This is a genomic window from Micromonospora sp. URMC 103 (assembly GCF_051386435.1).
Classification (GTDB): Bacteria; Actinomycetota; Actinomycetes; order Mycobacteriales; family Micromonosporaceae; genus Micromonospora.
In genome coordinates this window covers 1,509,156-1,528,573 of the sequence record NZ_JBPQTR010000004.1, presented here as the reverse complement: position 1 = coordinate 1,528,573, position 19,418 = coordinate 1,509,156, and the positions used below count along the sequence as shown (strand labels likewise).

21 protein-coding genes are annotated in these 19,418 nt (G+C 71.1%); 11 read left to right on the top strand and 10 right to left on the bottom strand.

All coding sequences use genetic code 11. The features are described 5' to 3' along the window. Positions 1–24: 24 nt before the first annotated feature. Entirely contained in the window at positions 25–975 is a 951-nt protein-coding gene (locus ACSNOA_RS10750; RefSeq protein WP_436657805.1) for an inositol monophosphatase family protein, read from the bottom strand. Between ACSNOA_RS10750 and ACSNOA_RS10745 the strand changes: the two genes are divergently transcribed. Next, positions 974–2,863 carry a CocE/NonD family hydrolase gene (locus tag ACSNOA_RS10745; protein WP_436657804.1) on the top strand — a complete coding sequence of 630 codons (1,890 nt, stop codon included), beginning with the start codon at positions 974–976 and terminating at the stop codon, positions 2,861–2,863. The genes ACSNOA_RS10750 and ACSNOA_RS10745 overlap by 2 nt on opposite strands. Positions 2,864–2,926: 63 nt before the next feature. Here ACSNOA_RS10745 and map read toward each other — a convergent pair whose 3' ends face one another. Then, positions 2,927–3,745 (bottom strand): type I methionyl aminopeptidase, encoded by an 819-nt coding sequence (gene map, locus ACSNOA_RS10740; RefSeq protein WP_436657803.1) that lies wholly within the window; start codon positions 3,743–3,745, stop codon positions 2,927–2,929. 74 nt (positions 3,746–3,819) lie between these two features. Between map and ACSNOA_RS10735 the strand changes: the two genes are divergently transcribed. The 3 genes from ACSNOA_RS10735 (at position 3,820) to ACSNOA_RS10725 (ending at position 6,367) form a co-directional block, all read left to right on the top strand. Continuing rightward, positions 3,820–4,086, top strand: a complete 267-nt coding sequence (locus tag ACSNOA_RS10735) for a helix-turn-helix domain-containing protein (protein WP_436657802.1) — start codon at positions 3,820–3,822, stop codon at positions 4,084–4,086. 64 nt (positions 4,087–4,150) lie between these two features. Continuing rightward, the gene (locus ACSNOA_RS10730) at positions 4,151–4,678 is read left to right on the top strand and encodes a permease-like cell division protein FtsX (protein ID WP_436657801.1); all 528 of its coding nucleotides are present in this window, start codon (positions 4,151–4,153) and stop codon (positions 4,676–4,678) included. A 282-nt stretch (positions 4,679–4,960) separates the two neighbouring features. Continuing rightward, a complete protein-coding gene (locus ACSNOA_RS10725; protein WP_436657800.1) occupies positions 4,961–6,367 on the top strand; it encodes a glycosyltransferase family 39 protein in 1,407 nt (468 codons plus the stop codon). Positions 6,368–6,439: 72 nt separating this feature from the next. Here ACSNOA_RS10725 and ACSNOA_RS10720 read toward each other — a convergent pair whose 3' ends face one another. Both ACSNOA_RS10720 and ACSNOA_RS10715 read right to left on the bottom strand, forming a co-directional pair. Further along, on the bottom strand, positions 6,440–8,266 hold the full coding sequence (locus ACSNOA_RS10720) for a CocE/NonD family hydrolase (protein WP_436657799.1): 1,827 nt from the start codon (positions 8,264–8,266) through the stop codon (positions 6,440–6,442). Between the two features lie 164 nt (positions 8,267–8,430). Beyond that, positions 8,431–9,375, bottom strand: a complete 945-nt coding sequence (locus tag ACSNOA_RS10715) for an acyltransferase domain-containing protein (protein ID WP_436657798.1) — start codon at positions 9,373–9,375, stop codon at positions 8,431–8,433. Positions 9,376–9,587: 212 nt separating this feature from the next. Between ACSNOA_RS10715 and ACSNOA_RS10710 the strand changes: the two genes are divergently transcribed. Together ACSNOA_RS10710 and ACSNOA_RS10705 are read left to right on the top strand one after the other, a co-directional pair. Continuing rightward, positions 9,588–10,205 carry a hypothetical protein gene (locus ACSNOA_RS10710; RefSeq protein WP_436657797.1) on the top strand — a complete coding sequence of 206 codons (618 nt, stop codon included), beginning with the start codon at positions 9,588–9,590 and terminating at the stop codon, positions 10,203–10,205. 130 nt (positions 10,206–10,335) lie between these two features. Next, complete coding sequence (locus ACSNOA_RS10705; RefSeq protein WP_436657796.1) at positions 10,336–10,980, top strand: dihydrofolate reductase family protein; 645 nt, start codon at positions 10,336–10,338, stop codon at positions 10,978–10,980. A gap of 229 nt (positions 10,981–11,209) precedes the next feature. Here the strand turns inward: ACSNOA_RS10705 and ACSNOA_RS10700 are convergent, their stop codons facing one another. Genes ACSNOA_RS10700 through ACSNOA_RS10685 form a run of 4 tightly spaced genes read right to left on the bottom strand, consistent with a single transcriptional unit; the run spans position 11,210 to position 14,704 of the window. Then, a complete protein-coding gene (locus tag ACSNOA_RS10700; protein ID WP_436657795.1) occupies positions 11,210–11,854 on the bottom strand; it encodes a response regulator in 645 nt (214 codons plus the stop codon). A 14-nt stretch (positions 11,855–11,868) separates the two neighbouring features. Further along, positions 11,869–13,194 (bottom strand): sensor domain-containing protein, encoded by a 1,326-nt coding sequence (locus tag ACSNOA_RS10695; RefSeq protein WP_436657794.1) that lies wholly within the window; start codon positions 13,192–13,194, stop codon positions 11,869–11,871. 17 nt (positions 13,195–13,211) lie between these two features. Further along, complete coding sequence (locus ACSNOA_RS10690; RefSeq protein ID WP_436657793.1) at positions 13,212–13,949, bottom strand: ABC transporter permease subunit; 738 nt, start codon at positions 13,947–13,949, stop codon at positions 13,212–13,214. A gap of 29 nt (positions 13,950–13,978) precedes the next feature. After that, positions 13,979–14,704 (bottom strand): ABC transporter ATP-binding protein, encoded by a 726-nt coding sequence (locus tag ACSNOA_RS10685; protein WP_436657792.1) that lies wholly within the window; start codon positions 14,702–14,704, stop codon positions 13,979–13,981. A 195-nt stretch (positions 14,705–14,899) separates the two neighbouring features. Between ACSNOA_RS10685 and ACSNOA_RS10680 the strand changes: the two genes are divergently transcribed. From ACSNOA_RS10680 to ACSNOA_RS10665, 4 genes are all read left to right on the top strand, one after another. Continuing rightward, positions 14,900–16,303 carry an FAD-binding oxidoreductase gene (locus ACSNOA_RS10680; protein WP_436657791.1) on the top strand — a complete coding sequence of 468 codons (1,404 nt, stop codon included), beginning with the start codon at positions 14,900–14,902 and terminating at the stop codon, positions 16,301–16,303. A 113-nt stretch (positions 16,304–16,416) separates the two neighbouring features. Next, on the top strand, positions 16,417–16,743 hold the full coding sequence (locus ACSNOA_RS10675) for a PadR family transcriptional regulator (protein WP_436657790.1): 327 nt from the start codon (positions 16,417–16,419) through the stop codon (positions 16,741–16,743). Next, positions 16,740–17,096 (top strand): DUF1048 domain-containing protein, encoded by a 357-nt coding sequence (locus ACSNOA_RS10670; protein ID WP_436657789.1) that lies wholly within the window; start codon positions 16,740–16,742, stop codon positions 17,094–17,096. Before ACSNOA_RS10675 ends, ACSNOA_RS10670 begins: the two co-directional genes overlap by 4 nt. Before the next feature lies 1 nt (position 17,097). Then, a complete protein-coding gene (locus tag ACSNOA_RS10665) occupies positions 17,098–17,424 on the top strand; it encodes a DUF1048 domain-containing protein (protein WP_436657788.1) in 327 nt (108 codons plus the stop codon). Between the two features lie 252 nt (positions 17,425–17,676). Here the strand turns inward: ACSNOA_RS10665 and ACSNOA_RS10660 are convergent, their stop codons facing one another. Beyond that, positions 17,677–17,850 (bottom strand): hypothetical protein, encoded by a 174-nt coding sequence (locus tag ACSNOA_RS10660; protein WP_436657787.1) that lies wholly within the window; start codon positions 17,848–17,850, stop codon positions 17,677–17,679. 206 nt (positions 17,851–18,056) lie between these two features. Here ACSNOA_RS10660 and ACSNOA_RS10655 point away from each other — a divergent pair, with 206 nt between their 5' ends. Continuing rightward, positions 18,057–18,803: an aminoglycoside phosphotransferase family protein gene (locus ACSNOA_RS10655; protein ID WP_436658376.1), complete on the top strand. Its 747-nt coding sequence runs from the start codon at positions 18,057–18,059 to the stop codon at positions 18,801–18,803. Positions 18,804–18,922: 119 nt separating this feature from the next. On the opposite strand, the gene ACSNOA_RS10650 is transcribed toward ACSNOA_RS10655, so the two are convergent. Continuing rightward, positions 18,923–19,216: a hypothetical protein gene (locus tag ACSNOA_RS10650; protein WP_436657786.1), complete on the bottom strand. Its 294-nt coding sequence runs from the start codon at positions 19,214–19,216 to the stop codon at positions 18,923–18,925. Positions 19,217–19,418 lie beyond the last annotated feature (202 nt).

Genomic DNA, 19,418 nt, shown 5'->3' with positions numbered 1-19,418 from the left:
CGGCGCGGCTGCCGGTACGACCGGTCAGGGGCGTACCGGGTAGTGAAGCGCTGTCAGCAGTTCGCCGTGCAGGTTGGCGTTGGAATACAGGCCGCCGCCCCGGTCGCCCCTGCGCCCTCCGGTGCGATCGGTGAAACGGCCCCCCGCCTCCTCGACGAGGAGGATCCACGGCGCGTGATCCCAGATGTGGTAGCGCTCGACCAGGAAGGCGTCGATCTCGCCACGAACCAGTTCCACGAGCGGGAGGGGGCTCGCCGGCGCGCGGGCCACGCCCGGTGGGAGACGGGCTCCGGCCACGTCGTCCAGGGCTTCGAGCCGCGCATCGGCCAGCACCGAGGTGGTGCTGACGTCGAGTCGCCTCGGTTCGGCCTCCCCGCGCGGCCAGGGCGACTCGAAGGAACCGCCGCCCCGGGTGGCCCACCAGCGGCGTCCGAGCGCGGGAGCGGTGACGACCGCGATCTCGGTGTGCCCGTCGACCTCCAGCGCCACGTGAACGCGCCAGTTCGGGTCACGGCGGCTGAAGAACGAGGTGCCGTCGATCGGGTCGAGAATCCAGACCCGGTCGGACGTCCCGAGTCGACCGAGTTCCTCGCCGAGGAACGCATCGTCCGGCCTCGCCGCGGACAACGTCTCGCGGAGCAATCGCTCGACTGCCCGGTCGGCTTCCGTGACCGGTGTGCCGTCGGCCTTCCGCGTCGCCGAGACGCCCGACGTGAAGTAGCCGAGCGCGAGGTTCGCGGCACGATCCGACGTGTCGAACGCGAGTCGGAGATCGTCACTGTCCACGGTCGACGACGCTACCGCAGACCGTGTCGGCGACGACCCGTGCCGCGTCTCGGCAGATGTCCATGCGGCGTGCCATGGACTTCGTGCATCTGCCTGATGACGACCACGCGGGCTTTTCGTAGCGTCCGGTGGTGGTCGCGCCGGCGCGTCAAGAAGCGTCGTCCGGGGCCGGATGAGGAGGGACGTCATGAGGGCGATCATTCCGGTCGGCGTGGTGATGGCGATGCTGGCCGTGCCGGCGCCGGCGACCGCCGCCGAGCGGGTCGAGACGCCGACGGTCACCGTGGCGGCCGGAGTCACCCAGCCGGTGTTCGGATACGCCGACGCGATCCGCGAACGGGTGTGGGTGGACACCGACTTCGACAGTGACCGGGACGGCGTCAAGGACGTCGTCCGGGTCGACCTCATCCGCCCGGCCGCCACGGAGCGGGGCCTCAAGGCTCCGGTCATCATCGACAACAGTCCGTACTACACGACGCTGGGACGCGGCAACGAGTCCGAACTCAAGGCGGACATCGACAACGACGGCCTCCTCGACCGCTGGCCGCTGTTCTACGACAACTACTTCGTGCCCCGCGGCTACGCGGTCGCGCTCGTCGACATGGTCGGCACGGCCGGCTCCACCGGCTGCCCGACGATCCAGGGCGCCAACGAGAACGCCACCGGACCAGCCGTGGTCGACTGGCTCAACGGCCGCCGGACCGCGCACGACTCCCACGGCGATCCGGTGGTGGTCGACTGGCACAACGGCAAGTCGGGGATGATCGGGAAGTCGTACGACGGATCCCTGGCGATGGCCGCGGCGGTGTCCGGCGTGAAGGGCCTGTCCACCGTCGTTCCCATCTCCGGGCCCTACAACTACTACGACTACACCCGCGGCAACGGCATCGTCACCCGCGGCAACAACTACCTCGGGTCTCTCGCCCGGACCATCACGGACGACGACCCGGCCCGTCAGTCCCGGTGCGCGCCGGTCTGGAACGAGATCGCGGCCAACGACGGCGACGAGCACGGCGACTACACGCCGTTCTGGGACGAGCGCAACTATCTGGACGACGCCGCGAAGATCAAGGCCAGTGTGTTCCTCGTGCACGGCATCCAGGACGACAACGTCCGCGCCGACCACGTCAGCAAGTTCTGGCAGGCGCTGAAGACGTACGACGTGCCGCGCAAGCTGTGGCTCGGCCGCGTCGGGCACATCGACCCGTTCGACTTCCGCCGGGACGTGTGGGTGGACACGCTGCACCGCTGGTTCGACTACTGGCTCCAGGGCGTCGACAACGGGATCATGGATGAGCCGAAGGTCGACGTCGAACCCTCCAGCGGCGTCTGGGAGCAGCACGCGGACTGGCCGATCCCGGGCACGGGCAACGTCGACGTGTGGCTGCGCCCCGGCGCCGACAGCGCGGGGACGCTCGCGCTCACCCCGGCCAAGGCCGCCCCGACGACCCGTTCGTTCCTCGACAACCCGAGCCAGACCGAAGCCGCGATGATCAGCAACCCGAGCCAGCCGAACGGGAACCGCCTGGCCTTCCTGTCCCCGCCGCTGACCGAGGACCTGCGGATCTCCGGCACTCCCGTGGTCGACCTCGTGGCGTCGTCGAGTCTCGCCGAGGCCTACTTCGGTGCGATCCTCGTCGAGTACGGGCCGAGCACGCAGAACGACCGGTCCGGCGACGGCGTCCTCCAGACGACGCTGCCCGAGGAGTGCTACGGCGAGTCGAGCCCATCCGACGACGGGTGCTACCGGCCCGTCGCGTACCGGCCGACCAGCGTCACCCAGTGGCGGGTGACCAAGGGGATCCGCGACGGGCAGAACCGCGACTCGGTCGCGACCCCCGAGCCCATGACGCCCAACCAGATGTACGAGATCAGCGTCCCCCTGCTGCCGGAGGACTACGTCTTCTCCGCCGGCAACCGGATCGGCGTCATCATCGTCGGCAGCTACCGCAGCTACTCGGCCCAGACGCTCGCGTCCCGGCCGACCATCACCGTCAACACCAAGGTCAGCCACCTCTCCCTGCCGGTGCTCGGCGGCCACCAGGCCGCCCGGCAAGCGGGGATCCCCCTCCGCTGAACCGCCGTCCGGAGCCGTTCGAGGCCCCGGCGGCTACGGCAACGTCGCCTGGAGGGCGGCGGGTCAGGCCGCGGTGGCGGGCTTCCTGGTGGGATCGGCCGAGGTGGCGCCGTCGGTGGGGCGGCGGGTCAGGACCTGGGGTCCGGAGACCGTGATGGCGACCGTGTGTTCGGAGTGGGCGGTGCGGGAGCCGTCGGCGGAGCGGATCGTCCAGCCGTCGTCGTCGACCGTGATCCTGTCGGTGGAGCGGCAGAACCAGGGCTCGATGGCGATGGTGAGGCCGGGGTGGAGTCTCATGCCGCGGCCGGCGCGGCCGCTGTTGGGGACGTGCGGGGCCTCGTGCATGGTGCGGCCGATGCCGTGCCCGCCGAACTCGGCGTTGACGCCGTAGCCGTAGGAGCTCGCCACCTCGCTGATCGCGGCGGAGACGTCGCCGAGGCGACCGCCGGGCTGGGCGGCGGAGATGCCGGCCTCCAGGGCGACCTCGGTGGCCTCGATCAGCTTCAGGTCGGCCGGGTCGGGGGTGCCCACGATGATCGAGAGCGCGGAGTCGGCGACCCAGCCGTCGATGCCGGCTGCCATGTCGATGCTCAGCAGGTCACCGTCGCGCAGGACATAGTCGTGCGGCAGGCCGTGCAGCACCGCGTCGTTGACCGACAGGCACAGCACGTTGCGGAACGGGCCGCGGCCGAAGGACGGGGCGTAGTCCCAGTAGCAGGATTCGGCGCCGCGTTCGGCGATCCGGCGACGGGCGTGGTGTTCGAGGTCCATCAGGTTGACGCCGACCGCGGCGACGCCGCTCAGCTCGGCGAGCAGCCCACCGACGAACTGGCCGGTCACCGCCATCCGGCCGATCTCCTCGGCGGACTTCAGCTCGATCACGACAGCCTCCCTCTTCGTAAGCGGTATTTTTATACCACGTCCGGCGTGGGTGCCCGGGGGGATATCCTGCTGGCATGGTCCGCCAACCACTCACCGCCGAACAGGTCGCCGCGGGTCAGCGCCTCGGAGCCGCCCTCCGGGCCGCCCGGGCCGGCCGCAGCCTCGTCGAGGTGGCCGTGGCAGCCGGCATCTCCCCCGAGACGCTGCGGAAGATCGAGGCGGGCCGCCTTCCCGCACCGGCGTTCGGCACGGTGGTCTGCCTCAGCCAGGCACTCGAGGTCCCCCTCGGCGACCTGGCCGACGTCTGGTTGGCCGACATGCCCGTCCGCCAGGCGTCCTGACGACCGCGGCTACGGCTGCGGCTGCGGGCCCCGCGAGAGCGCGGGCCCTGCTTTACTGTGCGCCGTGTCAGAGCCGTATCCCCTCCCGTCCCCGCCCGAGCCGCTCCCCCTCGACGTCCCGCCCGGCGCGCCCGAGTCGCCGGCTCCCCGTCGCAGGCGGTGGATTCCGCTGGTGCTCGTGGGCGTGGTGGCGATGCTCGTCGGCGCGGGCGCCGCGACGGCGGTCACCCTGGCCGTCACGAGGAGCGAGCCGCACGAGTACGCCGTCAACGTGTACCTGGAACAGGACGCCACGCCCGAGCAGAAGGCGGCCATCGGGTCGGCCCTCGACGTCCTGAAGCCGGTGGAGCGCAGGTTCGAGACCCGGGAACAGGCGTGGGCGCACTACAAGGAGCTCTTCAAGGACCATCCCGAGGCGCTGGCGGCCGGCTCGCTGGACGCGATGCCCGAGTCGTTCCGGCTCAGGACGAGGAGCCGGACGTTCGACTGCGCCCTCCTGGCGCCGGTCCGGGACCTGCCCTCGGTCGACAAGATCCAGGTGCTCCAGATGCCCAGGGCGGACGAGGCCGGCGCGGAGGTGGCCTGCGGCTGAGCCGCGGCAACGCACCGCGGTGCCTCCAGGTTTCACGCACGGCAGCGGCAACCTGCTGTTCACCGGCTGTCCCGCTGGAAGCACCCCGGACGGATTCCCGCAGGGCTACCGTGTGCGCCCGCGCCCGATCCCCGCCTGGAGTCCATCATCACCGCGAGTTGGCCGTTGCACCGCGCCGCCACCATTGCTGCTCCGTCCGACCCGACGTCCGCGCCCTCCCGCCGACACGGCGCCAAGGCAGCGCAGGACAGCGGACACGCTCGTCTCCCCCGGGCGATCCCCGTGCTGGTGTGGGCCGCGCCGACGCTGCTCGCCGCGCTGCTCGGCCTGTGGCGGTTGACCGGCGCCGCGCTGTGGGCCGACGAGCTGGCCACCTGGGGCGCGGTACGACTCACCTGGACGCAGCTGTGGCAGCTCTCCGGCTCGGTCGACGCGGTGCTCACCCCGTACTACGCGCTCATGAAGGCCTACGCGACCGTGGCGGGGACCGGCACCGTCGCGTTGCGGCTGCCCTCCGTCGTCGCGATCACCGTCGCGACGCTCACGGTGACCGCTCTCGGGCGCCGCGTCGGCGGGCCCGGCCTGGGCCTGCTCGCCGGTCTGATCTTCGCGATCCTGCCGGTCACGTCACGCTACGCGCAGGAGGCGCGCTCGTACGCCTTCGTCATCTGCGCCGCCGCACTCGCGGTGCTCGGCCTCATCCGCCTGTTGGAACGGCCCGCTCCCGGTCGGCTCGCCGCGTACGCCGCCGCGGTGGCCGCCGCCGGGCTCCTGCACCCGCTCAACGGGCTGCTTCTGCTCGCCGGCCACGCCAGCGCGGTCGCGGTCTGGCAGCTCACCCGACGCCCTCGGCGATGGCGCACCACGGGACGCTGGCTCGCGGCCGCGGTCGTCGGCGTCCTCCCGGCGGCCACCCTGTCGGTGCTCGGCTCCGGGCAGACCGCCCAGGTCTCCTGGATCCCCCTCGTCGGCCTCAACGCCCTGCACGTCTTTACCGAACGGCTCTTCCTCACCCCCGCCGTCGGCGGCATCGTCCTGGCGCTCGGTCTCCTCGCCGTACGCCGTAGCCCCGCGTACCTCTGCCTCGCCGGCGCCGCGTTCGTGCCCCTGGCCCTGCTGCTGCTCGCCGGCACGCAGGCACCGGTCTGGGTCGCCCGCTACGTCCTGGTGACGCTGCCACCGCTCGCCGTCCTCGCCGCCACCACCCTGCTCCGCTTCGGCACGCCCCGGGCGATCCTGGTGGCCGGCCTCGCCGCCGTCCTCGCCTATCCCGCCCACGTCACGATCCGCGAGGCTCCCGGCCACAGCCAGGACTCGGCGAAGATCGCGCAGGTCATCGGCCCCCGCTACCAACCGGGCGACGTCGTCGTCTTCTCCGACACCCACCCGAGCATCCCGTGGTCTCCACGGGACATCTACGAGCGCTACCTGCCGGCCCCCCGCCCGCCAGACGTTCTGCGGACCGCCCCGCAACGCACCGACGGGCGCTTCCTCGCGCAGGAATGCCCCGAGGCCGCGTGCCTCGGCACCCCACCCCGCATCTGGGTCGTGCGCGCCGACAACTCGAGCGACCCCCTTGCCGGCATGCCCGCCGGCAAACGCGACCGCATCGGGAGGGACTACCGGCCCGTACAACGCTGGCAGTATCTCCTGCTCGGTATCTCCCTCATGCAACGCAAGGCGAACTGACCAGCGACTACTCACGCCGCCGGACGCGCTGCCCGGCACCCGCGAGACGGGTGCCGGGCAGCGGCCGTTCGGTCATCCCCTCCGGGAAACCGTCAGCGGGAAGGTCGGGGCGCCGACCTCGTCGAGCGTGATGGTGTTGGCGGCCACGTACCGGTCCAGGTACGGCGATCGGTCGCCCTGGGTGGGCGAGTCGAACCGCGGGTCCTGCACCTCGAGGGCGAGCCGCGCGTCGGTGACCGTGACGGTCTGGCCGGAGGGCACCGGACGCCAGCCCCGCGAGGCGATGGTGCCGATCTGGACCCCCAGCTGGTGCCCCCGCTCGAAGGTCCAGTCGGTCGCCTTCAGGGCGAACGAGGTCGACCCGTGGTCGAGCGCCGCGACGTTCTCGTTGAACATGGTGGCCTTGCCGTCCGGGGCGACGTCCCACAGCCGTACCCAGACGTTGCCCTGGCCCCTGGTCTTCAGGCTGATCTCCGGCGTGCCCGTGATGCGCACCTGCTTCGACACGCGGGTGGAGAAGGTCCAGTAGCTGTTGCCCGGCGCCTCGGCGCTGAGCGCACCCGCCTGCTCAGAGGGCGGCGCGCCGGCCTCCGGCGCGTACTCGATGTCCCAGACGTCGGCCTGCGGCGCCGCCAGCGAGCGGGCGGTCCCCGGCGTCTGGCCGCCGTCGTCGACGTACCGCCCGGACGACAGCCGCACCTTGTACGAGTTGTGGACCACCGGCCAGGTCGGCTGGGCACGCCAGTTGCCGAGGCTGTCCTCGACGGCGAACGCCGGGTCGGTGACCGACGGTCTGATCCCGCGCAGGTGCTGGTCGTAGAAGCGCATCACCTCGTCGAACCAGCCCGCCCGTCCCATCTTGAGCTGGCCGTCGTCGGTGGTCTCGTTGCCGCGCACGTGTTCCCACTGGCCGAGCCAACCGCGTTCCGGACCGTGGTGGTTGGCCAGGTACTGCTGCATGTCCTCGGGCTTGGTGTTGTCCTCGATGAAGCCCGAGGTGACGAACAGCGGCGTGTGGGAGCCGGCGGCGCGGGAGGCGAAGTCACGGGCACGCCAGAACGACGACTTCGGGTCGGGGTTCTGGGTGTCGGTGGAGTTGTTGATCTGGCACTCGGGGTGGCTCTTCTCGTACTCGGCGTTCGCCTTGTAGCGGTCGCTGTCGTCGGCGAGGGGCGACATCGTGGCGATCGAGTAGTAGCTCCGCGGGCTGCTGGTCGCGTTGGAACGCGGCACCCCGTTGCTGAACAGGTAGTTGTACCGGTCCCAGGTCGGCTCCTGGGCGACGATCGCCCGCAGCGGCTTGAGCTTGAGGACGTTGGCCGCCAGCCCGGTGTTGGCGTCGTACGACTTGCCGTACATGCCGATCTTGCCGGTCGACCACGGCTGGCGCGCCGCCCACTCGACGGCGGCCTTGATGTCGGCCTGCTCGCCCGGGCCGAGGAAGTCCAGGCATCCCGTGCTGCCGCCGAAGCCGCGCAGGTCGACCATCACGAAGGTGTATCCACGCTCCATGAGCCGTGCGCCGTCGATGAAGTCCTGGAAGCGCCCCGACGGCCCGACCTGGTCGAACCCGCCGGGAGACGTCTCCCCCGCGTGCGAGAAGTACGGACCCACGGACAGGATCACCGGCGTCTTCGCGCGCGCCGGCAGGTGCGCCGGGCGCAGGATGTCGGCGTGCAGCTCGACGTCACTGCCGTCCGAGGACGGGAAGTACGTCTCCGTCCACGCGGCCCCCACGGGCACCCGTGGGTTCTCCTCGTGGGTGATCGGGGCGTCAGCTGCCGCGGACGGCGGAGCGGCGTGCGCCGCCGAGGGTAGGCCGGCCGTGGTGAGGCTCGTGATGATGGCCAGCGCGCCGGCCGCCGCGACGGGCGAGACCACCCTCCTCCGAAGGTTCATCAATCCTCCACCTAACTCCAGACGAGGTCGCCTGGTCCGCCATCGACGCTAACGATCTTCGAAGGTCATGTATCCCTGTGTTATCTCCCCGTGACCTTCGCTCGCCGGGTCGCGGCGCGCGTCTCCCGTCTGCTGCCACGGTCCCGACCCGGCGGGACCCATGACTAGATCGGGAAGCGGCCGCGGCGGATGTGCCAGTGGCGGCCCGCCCTGAGGTGGTCGACGATCGCCCGCTGGAGCGCGGTCCGGCGCGGCAGCTGGTCGAGCGGCGTGGTCAGGGTACGGAACACGAACCGCAGCACCTCGACGTCCGCGTCCAGTTCTTCCGGCTCCTCGTAGGGCTCCAGCTCGAACCTCCGCTGGAACCGGACGATGTTGGAGTCCTCGGGCAGGTACTCCGACAGTTGCGGGTCGAGCAGCCACGAGCCGCAGGAGAACTCCGTGTAGCGCTCGTCGGGGAAGTGGCGCGGGAAGAACGCGCGGGCCTCGTCGAGCGATGCCGTGACCGCCTCCGGGGTCAGCGGCCCCGACTCGGGGATGTGCAGGTCGATGGCCGGGCCGCCGCGCTGGTGCTGTAGCCGGCCCAGCTCGTAGATGCCGCCGCGCGCGTGCAGCGTCAGCCAGCTCTGCATGACCGGCCAGCCCTCGCGGTGCATCCGCCGGTCGATCGCGAGGTTGCGACCCAGGTCCGCGAGGGTCGCCCACGAAACGGCGTCGGGGATGCCGTGGTCGCGGTGGTATCCCCTGACGACATCGACCAGGGCCAGGTACGCGTACACGTAGAGATGCCGCCAGGCAGGACCGCGTTCGCGCGGCAGCGCCGGACCGGGCGGCAGCCAGCCGTGGCCCCCGAGATCGGCGCGGACCAGGGCGACCGAGCGGTCGAGCAGCCAGCGCAGCTCCGGAGTCCACAGGGGAGATCCGGCGTCGGGCCAGCCCGCCATGATCTCGGCCGCGTCGTCCGGCCGGACCGCGAGCCGGTGGAGCATCGCGGGCGCGTCAGTCTTGGCGGGCAGCGGAGCCGAGGGCCGGTCGCCGGCGAGTCGATGAACGCGGTCGATGTCCTCGACGGGCACCCCGAGCCGGGCGGCAATGTCATCCAGATCCACGCGGACGACCCTACCGATCGGCCGGCGTCGGCTTGAGCGGAGCGGAATGTTCCGTTACCGTAGCGGGCAGGGCGGGCCGACGGAGAACCCCTTCACCCCCTCCGGTCCGGGCACCTCCGACTGACGACCAGTCGCGCTGACCTCGCCTGGGGGACCCGGTTCCCCCAGGCGAGGGAGGTCCGCGGCGGTGACCCGCTGCGATCGTCGTTCACATGGCCACGCTCACGGGAACACGACCCACGACCGCGCGACTCCGGGCCGCCTGGTCGGCTGCGCACGCTCCCGTCCCCGGCGTTCCCCGCTGGGCACGGATCGCCGCGTACGCCATCCCGTTCACCGTCCTCCCGTCCGCCGCCTGGCGGCTCGCGGCGGTCGTCTTCCACGTACCTCTCGACGGCGGTCGAGCCGACCGCGGCGCCGGCGACGTCCCCGCATGGCTGCCCATGGAGGTGTACGTGATCATCCTGTCGGTCGTCTCCGAGGTGCTGGCGTTCACCGCCGTCGGGCTGATCGCCCGCTGGGGTGAGCGGTTCCCGGGCTGGCTTCCGGTCCTGCGTGGACGCCGGGTGCCGACGCCGGCCGCCGTCATTCCCGCCACCGTCGGCGCCGTGACCCTGACGGTCCTGTGGGGGGTCAGCCTCACGCTCCTGTTCGCCGGGCGCACCATCACCGGCGAGCCGATCCCGGGAGAGGGCTTCCTGACGACGTACGACTGGCATTTCGTCGTCCTCGTTGCCTGCTACGCTCCGCTGCTCCTCTGGGGACCCCTCCTGGGCGCGGTCACCGTCGCGTACGGGAGGCGTCGCCGCGCCGCGGCGGCTCCTCGCTAGCCCGTAGGGAACACGACCGGCGCCCCCGGGCGGGCGACGGGTACGAAACGAGGGGCCGCCGCAGCGATGAGTCTGCCGGCGCCGGCAGGTCTACCTCCCGACCGAGACATCGACTGACCGGGAGTTCGGCATGGGCCTCATCCACATCGAGCTGTTCGCGACCCTCGACCTCGTCGGGCAGTCGCCCGGCGGCCCCGACGAGGACCCGGTGGGGTTCCCGTTCGGCGGCTGGCAGGCCCCCCTGTTCGACGAGGTGGCCGGGGCGCAGGTCGCCGCCGCGTACGAGGGCACGGACGCCCTCCTGCTGGGCCGGCGGACGTACGACATCTTCGCCGCCTACTGGCCGCACCAGGAGGGCGGCGAGGACGACGACATCGCCACCCTCTTCAACAGCGTCCCGAAGTACGTGGCCTCCCGCGGCAGGCCCGACCTCTCCTGGGCCGGCTCGACCCAGCTCGGCCCGGATCTGGCCGGCGCGGTGCGTGAGATCCGTGACCGGCACCAGAACGTGAAGGTCGTCGGAAGCCTCAACCTGGTGCAGACCCTCCTGCGCGAGAAGCTCTTCGACCGTCTCGACCTCTGGGTGCACCCGATCGTGCTCGGCGTCGGGAAGAAGGTGTTCGACGGTGGGGCGGTGCCCGCGAACCTCACACTCCTCGAACCGCCCGCGGCCAGTCCGAAGGGTACCGTGCACCTGCGCTACGGGCTTGCCGACGGCACGCCCCGGACGGGAGACATGAGCGCGCCCGACCGCGGTGTCGGACGCGACGACTGACGTTGCCCGCCTCCGAAGTAGGCGGTCGAGGGCCGGCGGAGGATCCGCCGGCCCTCGAACCGTGGTCACTGTCCGGCACCAGCGGCGCGGGCGGCGCGGGCGCGGTGTGCTTGGCGAGCTGGGTCGCATGCTCGGCCAGCAGTCGTGCAGGCGGACCGGTTCGGCGGCGACGGCGAGCGCCGGACCGCACCGCGTCGGCGTCGGCGTCGCCACGGAGTCGGCGTGACGCTCAGCCGCCGACGTGGCGAAGGACGGCCAGGACCCGGCGGTTGTCGCTGTCCGAGGACGGCAGGCCGAGTTTCGCGAAGATGCTCGCCACATGCTTTTCCACGACCCCGGGAGTGATGACGAGGGAGGCCGCGATCCCGGCGTTGGATCGTCCCTCGGCCATGAGCGACAGCACCGCACGCTCCCGCGGCGTCAGCGACGCCAACCCTGCCGTGTCCTGCCCGGCCCGCATCAGGTGGCCGACCACCTCCGGATCCAGCGCGGTGCCGCCGGATGCCACCCGGGTCAGCGCGTCCACGAAGTCGGCGACGTCGGCGACGCGGTCCTTGAGCAGGTATCCGACGCCGGCCGGCCGGTCGGCGAGCAGGCGGGCCGCGTAGCGCGTCTCCACGTACTGCGAGAACACCAGCACACCCACGTCGGGGTGGTCGCGCCGAATGTCGATTGCGACCCGCAGTCCCTCGTCGGTGTGCGTCGGTGGCATCCGGATGTCGACGATGGCCACATCCGGTACGACGGCGGCGATCGCGGACCGCAGCGCATCCGCGTCGGACACCGCCGCGCACACCTCGAAACCGCGGTCGGTGAGCAGCCGGACGAGGCCTTCGCGCATCATCGCGGCATCCTCCGCGATCACCACCCGCATCCCGTCGCCTCCGTTCACACGTGTGTGGGCAGCTCGATCTCGACCCGGGTCGGCCCGCCGGTCGGGCTGTGCACGCGTATCCGGCCGTCCACGACGGCGATGCGGCGGGCGAGGCCGGACAGGCCGGGACCGTCCGGGTGCGCCCCGCCGACGCCGTCGTCCTCGACGGTCACCGTCAGGCGGTCACCGGATCGGACGACGCCGAGCGCGACACGGGCCGCCCGGCTGTGTTTGGCCGCGTTCGCGAGCAGCTCGGCGGCGCAGAAGTACGCGATGGTCTCGATCGCGGGTGCCGGTCGGTCGGGCAGCTCGACGTGCACCGCGACCGGGATGGCGCTGCTCGTCGCGAGCGTAGCCAGCGCGTCGCCGAGACCGTTGTCGAGGACCGGCGGGTGGATCCCGCGCACCAGGTCGCGCAGGTCGGCGAGGGCGTCCTTCGCTCCGCGGTGGGCGAGCGCGACCAGTTCGCGGGCCTGCGCTAGGTCGGGTGGCGGGCCGTCGACACCGAGCTTCTCGGTCGCCATGCCGAGGTTCATCGCCAGCGTGGCCAGCCGGATCTGCGCGCCGTCGTGCAGGTCCCGTTCGAGTCTGCGCATCATCGCGGCGGCGTCGTCGATCGCGCGGGCCCGGCTGACCTGGAGTTCGCGTACCCGCTCGGCGAGTCGACGCGGGCCGAGCAGCCGGCGCATCGCGGCGAGGTCCGTCGTCGTACCGAGCCGCATCAACCACGGTGCGACCAGCAGCATGGCGAGGCCGGCCGCGGCGATGAGGAATGTTCCCGCGAACGTCCGCGTGCCGATGGCGCCGAACGGCGTCAACGCCCACACCGGCCCGAGGCGCGTGCCCGGCGGGTGGTTGCGGAACAGCGGCCACCACACCGGGTAGCTGAGGTTGACCAGGCCGAACACGTAGCAGAAGGCGCCGTAGCCCTCGGGGATGGCCAGTGGCACCTTGAGCAGGCCGTACCCGACGGCGCGCCAGCCCGGTCCGTCGGCGACCAGTGCGCTGATCCGCTTCGAGAGCCGCGGCGGCGGGGCGTCCACGTGCACGTCGAGCAGCCGGTCCGCGAGCGAGCGGTGCACGGCTCCCATCGCGCGGCCGATCGGGGCGGCCAGCACGACCAGGAACGCGACGACGAGTGGGAACAGGACCAGGAACACCGGCGCGACGGTGGGTGCGGGCCGGTCGTCCATGGCTCCGGTCGCCCAGAGGACGAGGACGCTCAGAGCCGGCACGATGGCCGGTACGGCCAGGATCGCGGCGGCGCTGACCGCGCCGGCGACACAGAACACCGCCTGGCGCAGAGCCAGTGTGGTGAACGGAGCGCGCAGCGCGGTCATCGGCCCATTCTCGTGGGTCACGCGTCGCGGTGGCGGAGCAGCACTCCGCCGCACAGGATCGCCACCGCCGCGTACCCGCACACCAGCAGCACGCTGATCCAGCCGGCGAACAGCCCGGGTATGGGTGAGGTCACCGCGATCGAGTTGAGCAGCATGAGCAGCGGGACGAAGCGGCCGACCTGGATCCCGCTCTCGCCGAACAGGCCGACCACGATCATCGGGACGAACATCAGACCGAACAGCGTGCCGATCCCGGCGCCCGAGTGCCGCACGATCGCGCCGATGCCGACACCGATCAGCGCGGTGGCGCCCAGGTACACGCCGGTCAGCAGGACCGCGCGCAGGATCGCCGGCTCCCCGAGGGAGGCGGCGGGGATCGCGGTACCGCGAATCGCGAGCTGCCCTGCCACGTAGCCGGCGAAGCTCGCGACCAGACCGACGGTGAGAGCCGTGCCGCCGCACACGGCGACCTTCGCGGCCAGGACGGTCCGACGCCGCGGGACGGCGGCGAGCGTGGAGCGGATCATCCCGGTGCCGTACTCGCCGGTCACCATCAGGACGCCGAGCGCGCCGAGGAGCAGCTGGGCCAGGATGGCGCCGCCGAGGCTGTTGTTCAGGATCTGAGCGGCGGTGGCGACCGGGGTGTGCGACCGGTACCCGAGACCCACCCCGGCACCGGCCGCGGCCATCGAGACCACCGCCGCGGTCGCCAGCCACCATGTCGACCGGACGCTGCTCAACTTGATTCGCTCCATCCGGACCGCGTGCCGGAATCCGTACCCCTTCATGACGCTCCCACTCCGCGATAGTCGGTGGCCTGCGAGGTGAGCCGGAGGAACGCGTCCTCCAGGCTGTCGTCGCCGGCGGCCAGTTCGGCGACGGTCGTCTCGGCCAGCAGCCGGCCGCGGCCGATGACCACCAGCCGGTCGGCGGTCAGCGCCATCTCGGCGATCAGGTGGCTGGACACGAACACCGTCCGGCCTTCGGCGGCGAGTCCGCGCAGCAGGTCCCGTATCCACCGGATGCCCTCCGGGTCCAGTCCGTTGACCGGTTCGTCGAGCAGGAGGACCCCCGGGTCGCCGAGCAGGGCCACCGCGACGCCGAGCCGCTGGCGCATGCCGAGCGAGTACGTACCGGCGCGACGGGTGGCCGCGTCGGACAGGCCGACGACACGCAGCACCTGCGCGACCCGGGAACCGGGGATGTCGTTGCTCGCGGCCAGCGCGGCCAGGTGGGCGCGGGCGCTGCGACCGGGATGGAACGCCCCGGCATCGAGGAGCGCACCGACCGTCTTCAACGGCCAGTTCAGCTCCCGGTACGGGACGCCTCCGATCAGTGCCTCGCCGTGGTCCGGCGCATCCAGGCCGAGGATCATCCGCATCGTCGTCGACTTGCCGGATCCGTTCGGGCCGAGGAAGCCGGTCACCATCCCCGGCTGGACCCGGAGGCTCAGCCCGTCGACGGCGACCCGCCTGCCGTAGCGTTTGGTCAGCTCACGTAGTTCGATCACTCAATCGACGCTAGGCAGCGCCGTGGGCGGTCGGAAGCCGGGAACCACCCGACTCCGCCTGGGGGTTTTCCTCCCTCCCCGGCGCGATCATCGTCGCGATTTCCGCGAACCTGGCCCGGGCGACCGGCTGCCCCGCGACGATCAGATCGTGTGGGCGCGAGCTGAGATCACCTGCGAGGTCAGGAAGGCCACGGGATGACGTACGTGATCCCCCGGAACGTCATCGCCCAGCTCGCCGCGGAGGTCGCAGGCCCGGTGCTGGCCCCCGGTGACGAGGGGTACGCCGCGGAGACCGCCGCCTGGAACACGGCCCTGGTGCAGTGCCCGGCCGTCGCGGTGGGTGCCACGTCCGCCGCCGACGTGCAGGCCGCCGTACGCTTCGCCGGTGCGAACGCTCTGCCGGTCGCCACGATCTCCACGGGGCACGGCGCGGTCGTCCCGTCGGACGGCGCGGTTCTGATCAATCTGCGCCGGTTGAACGGCGTCAGCATCGACGCGCACTCGCGCACGGCGACGATCGGGCCGGCCGTCCGAGCCCAGCAGCTGATCGAGAAGGGCACCGGGATGGGCCTGGCGCCGCTGGCCGGTTCGTCACCGAACGTCGGCGTGGTCGGCTACAGCCTCGGCGGCGGGATCAGCCCGACCCTCGGACGCCGGTACGGCTTCTCCGCCGACCACGTGCAGGCCGCCGAGATCGTCACCTCGGACGGCGCGCTTCGACGGATCGACGCCGACCACGAACCCGACCTGTTCTGGGCGATCCGGGGCGGCACGGGCAACTTCGGGGTGGTCACCTCGCTCACCCTCGGCCTGGTGCCGGTGACGCGTTTGTACGGCGGCGGGCTCTACTTCGCCGGCGAGCACGTCCGGCCGGCGGTCGACGCGTACCGCCGGCTGACCGCGACCGCGTCCGAGGACCTGTCCGTCTCGTTCGCGTTCCTGCGGTTGCCGTCCGGACCGTCTGTGCCGGAACCGTTGCGCGACCGCTTCACCGTTCACGTGCGGATCGCCTACCTGGGTCCGGCCACCGACGGCGACCGGATCATCGCGGACCTGCGCGCCGTCGCGCCGGCACTGATCGACACGGTGGCCGAGATCCCGTACACGGCGATCCCCGCGATCCACGCGGACCCGGTCGAGCCGACGCCGACGTACGAGATGTCGACCCTGCTCCGGGACCTTTCCGCGGACGCCGCCGAGGCGCTGATCGTCGCTGCCGGCCCCGACGTCGACATCCCGGGCGGGGTGGTCGAGGTCCGCCAGCTCGGCGGCGCGCTCGCCCGCGCACCGCGCGTGCCGAACGCCGTCGGCAACCGGGACGTTGGCTTCCAGCTCTCCGGTGCGATGTTCGGCGCACCGGGCCGGGCGGAGGAGTTCCGTACGCCGTTGGCAGAGATCGCCGACGCGATGGCGCCATGGACGACGGGCGGTAAGCAGGCCAACTTCCTGACCGGCTACGACACCACGGCCGAGGCGGTGGCGCGGGCCTACGAACCACACACGTACCGCCGACTCGTGGAGATCAAGGACGCGGTCGACCCGCACAACATGTTCCGCGTCAATCACAACATCCCACCGTCGAACGCCACGCGGGCGTAGCCCGGCCCTGGAGATCCCACGCGCTACTTGGTGCTACCGCATACCGGTACTCGGTGATACCGTATAGCGGTACCCGGTGGTACGAGGTACCGGGAGGTCGAAGAGGAGCGGCGATGGACGACCTGACGGAGATGCTGAAGGGCACGCTCGAAGGCTGCGTGCTCGAGATCATCGGCCGCGAGGAGACCTACGGGTACGCCATCACGCGTCGGCTCAACGAGCTCGGCTTCGCCGATGTCATCGAGGGGACCGTTTACACCATCCTGCTGCGGCTGGAGCGGAACGGGCTCGTCCAGGTGACGAAGCGACCATCCGAGGTGGGCCCGCCGCGCAAGTTCTACGCGCTCAACGACGCCGGACGCAAGGAACTCGCGACGTTCTGGGCGAAATGGCAGTACGTCTCGTCACGCATCGACAGGCTCAAGGAGGGCGGGGAATGAGCTTCTGGGAGACCATCACCGGCAGCGATCTCACCAGGGAATGGAAGGCCTTCGAAGCCCGGGCGGCAGCGCTGCCGGCCGACCACCAGGCGGCGTGGCAACAGATCAAGGGCAACCTCTTCCCCTACGGGAGCTTCACGGGTCGCAACCTGATGCCGATCCTCGACGCCGCCCTGGGGCTGCTCGAAGAGGCAGCGGCCGACGGGCAGAGCGCCCACGAGGTGCTCGGCGACGACATCGCCGGCTTCTGCACGGCGCTGGCCGGCGGAGAGGGAGCCCGGACCTATCGCGACCGGTGGCGCGAGCAGTTGAACAGGAACGTCGCACGGAAACTGGGCCGGCTGGGAGGCTGACGTGGGCATCCAGGACATCATCGAGGGCAAGAAGCAGTGGCGGGCGCACGTGGCTCGGGTCAAGGCGCTCCCGCCGGACTACCAGATCGTCTACAAGGAGATGCAGAAATACCTGTTCAAGGTCGGACCGGTCGACCTGCCCGACGGGCGCCTGCTCCCCGGGATCGTCGACTTCTTCGAGGAGGGCGTCGCGGCCGGCAAGGGGGTTCTGGAACTCATCGGCAACGACGTCGCCGCCTTCTGCGATGACCTGATCAAGGACTCCCGCACCTATGCGGACGTCTACCAGGAGTCCATCAGCCGGAAGCCCGGCACGAACGAGAAGTAACACCGTCGTCCGTCGCCAGGGCCGCCGGCACCTGGTCGACGGGCGCGGCGAGCATCGGTACGACCGGCCGGCCCGGCTCTTCGCCGGGCCGCGCCCGTTCCCGCGCCGATCGCGCCGTGAGGCGTCACGTCGACTTTCCTGAACCACCGCACGCACGACGATGCCGCGCGGCGTCAGCTGCTGCACTTCCTGGCCGCGTTCGATGCGGGACTTGCGGCCGGCCACACGACGTGAGCAGTCGAGATGATTGATTCAGGCTGTCGCCTTAGAGCCTCGTCGGCTCCGTCGACGCCACATGAGCAGACCTGCGACTGCGGCCGCGATGGCGGCGAGGATGTACCAGTCCCCCGCGACGGCCGCCTCCGGCAAGGCCCGCACCGGCTTGGGCTGGGCCTCGTGCTCGTCGATCCCGGGCGCTTCGTTCATGCCGACACGCTATCGCGCCGAACCCATCAACCCCGGTGGCGCTTGCGCCGCGCAGTGGTTCGAGCACGGCAGCCAGTTTCACCACCGTGAATGCCGTCGGCCGGAGGTGTCACGGATCAAGTGACACTGATCCGTGCCGCATCAACTGAAAGTCGACACGGCGGCAGGCGATAAACCCGGTGACGTCGATGGTCGTTCCCACGAAGATGGCCGACGTGGAAGAGGTCGAGGTCGTTGTCGCCCATAGCGAGCGTGCGACCGTACGCGTCGGCGACGTGTTTCTGAAGATCGACTCTGATCAGACGCGCACCGACGTCGAGGTCGAGGCGATGGCCATGGCACCGATCCCGACTCCGGAGGTCCTGTGGCGCAAGCCGCCCGTGCTCGCGCTCGCCGCCCTTCCGGGGACGGCACTCGGCCGCCTCGGCGAGCCGTCGACCGCGTCGCCCGCGGCGTGGGCCGCGGCGGGTGCCGCCGCACGGATGCTGCACGATGCGCCGCTGCCCCCATGGCCCGGTCGGACCCTCGACGAGATCGCGTCGCGCCTCGACGACGAATGCGAGTGGCTCGTCACGAACGGCGTCCTTCCCACCGAGCTGGTGAGCCGCAACCGTGAGGTTGCCGAGGCTGCGCTCCGACCGTGGACACCGGTGTTCACGCACGGCGACCTCCAGATCAGCCACGTGTTCGTCGACGGCGACGAAATCACCGGCGTGATCGACTGGTCCGAGGCGGCCAGGTTCGACGCCCTGTACGACCTTGCCAGCTTGACCCTTGGACACGACGAGCACCTGAGTGACGTGGTGGCCGGCTACGGCACCGATGTCGATCTCGACGTGATCCGCGGGTGGTGGTCGCTGCGAAGCCTGTTGGCGGTCCGCTGGCTCGCCGAGCACGGCTTCGATCCGTCCTCGCCGGGCTGTGAGGTCGACGTGCTCAAAGCCCGGATGTGAGGCCGGACGTCGATGCGGCCCACATCAAATGCGCCGTGAACGACGAGCGCAGGTGCCATCTGCTGTACGGGCAGCAGGAAGGCCACCCACCTGAATGGGACTGGGGTTCAGGTCAACCTTCACCCGGGGCGCGGGCCTGCCCCGGTCGCTGCTGTGCGCGACGCAGCGACGAGCGCAAACACCCCCGCACCGAGGATGGGAAATCCGATCGACAGGATGCCGAGAAGGCCGAGCACCACCATCATCACGCCCGACACCGCCAGCACCAATCGGCGCCCGGGCGCCGCGCGAGCTACACCATAGATCGAAAGAAGTGCTGCCATTGCCAGTCCGGCGAGGAACCAGGCCGCCGCCTGGCCGCCTTGCTGACGTATCAGCCCGACATAGAGACCGATCATGATCGAGGCGATCACCGCCGCAGTCGCCGCCAAGGGATCCCAGCCGTTCCGCGATCCGGAGGTCATGATTCATGGTCGCAGATCCCCGATAGCGCTCACCCGATTGGCGTGCGGAGACGTCGTCATCTCGCCGGCGCGCCCCACCCCGCGGCCGCTGACCCGGAGTCGAGGCGTCCTGCCACCGCGCATGCCCTCTCGTGCGCGGTGGCAGGACCTC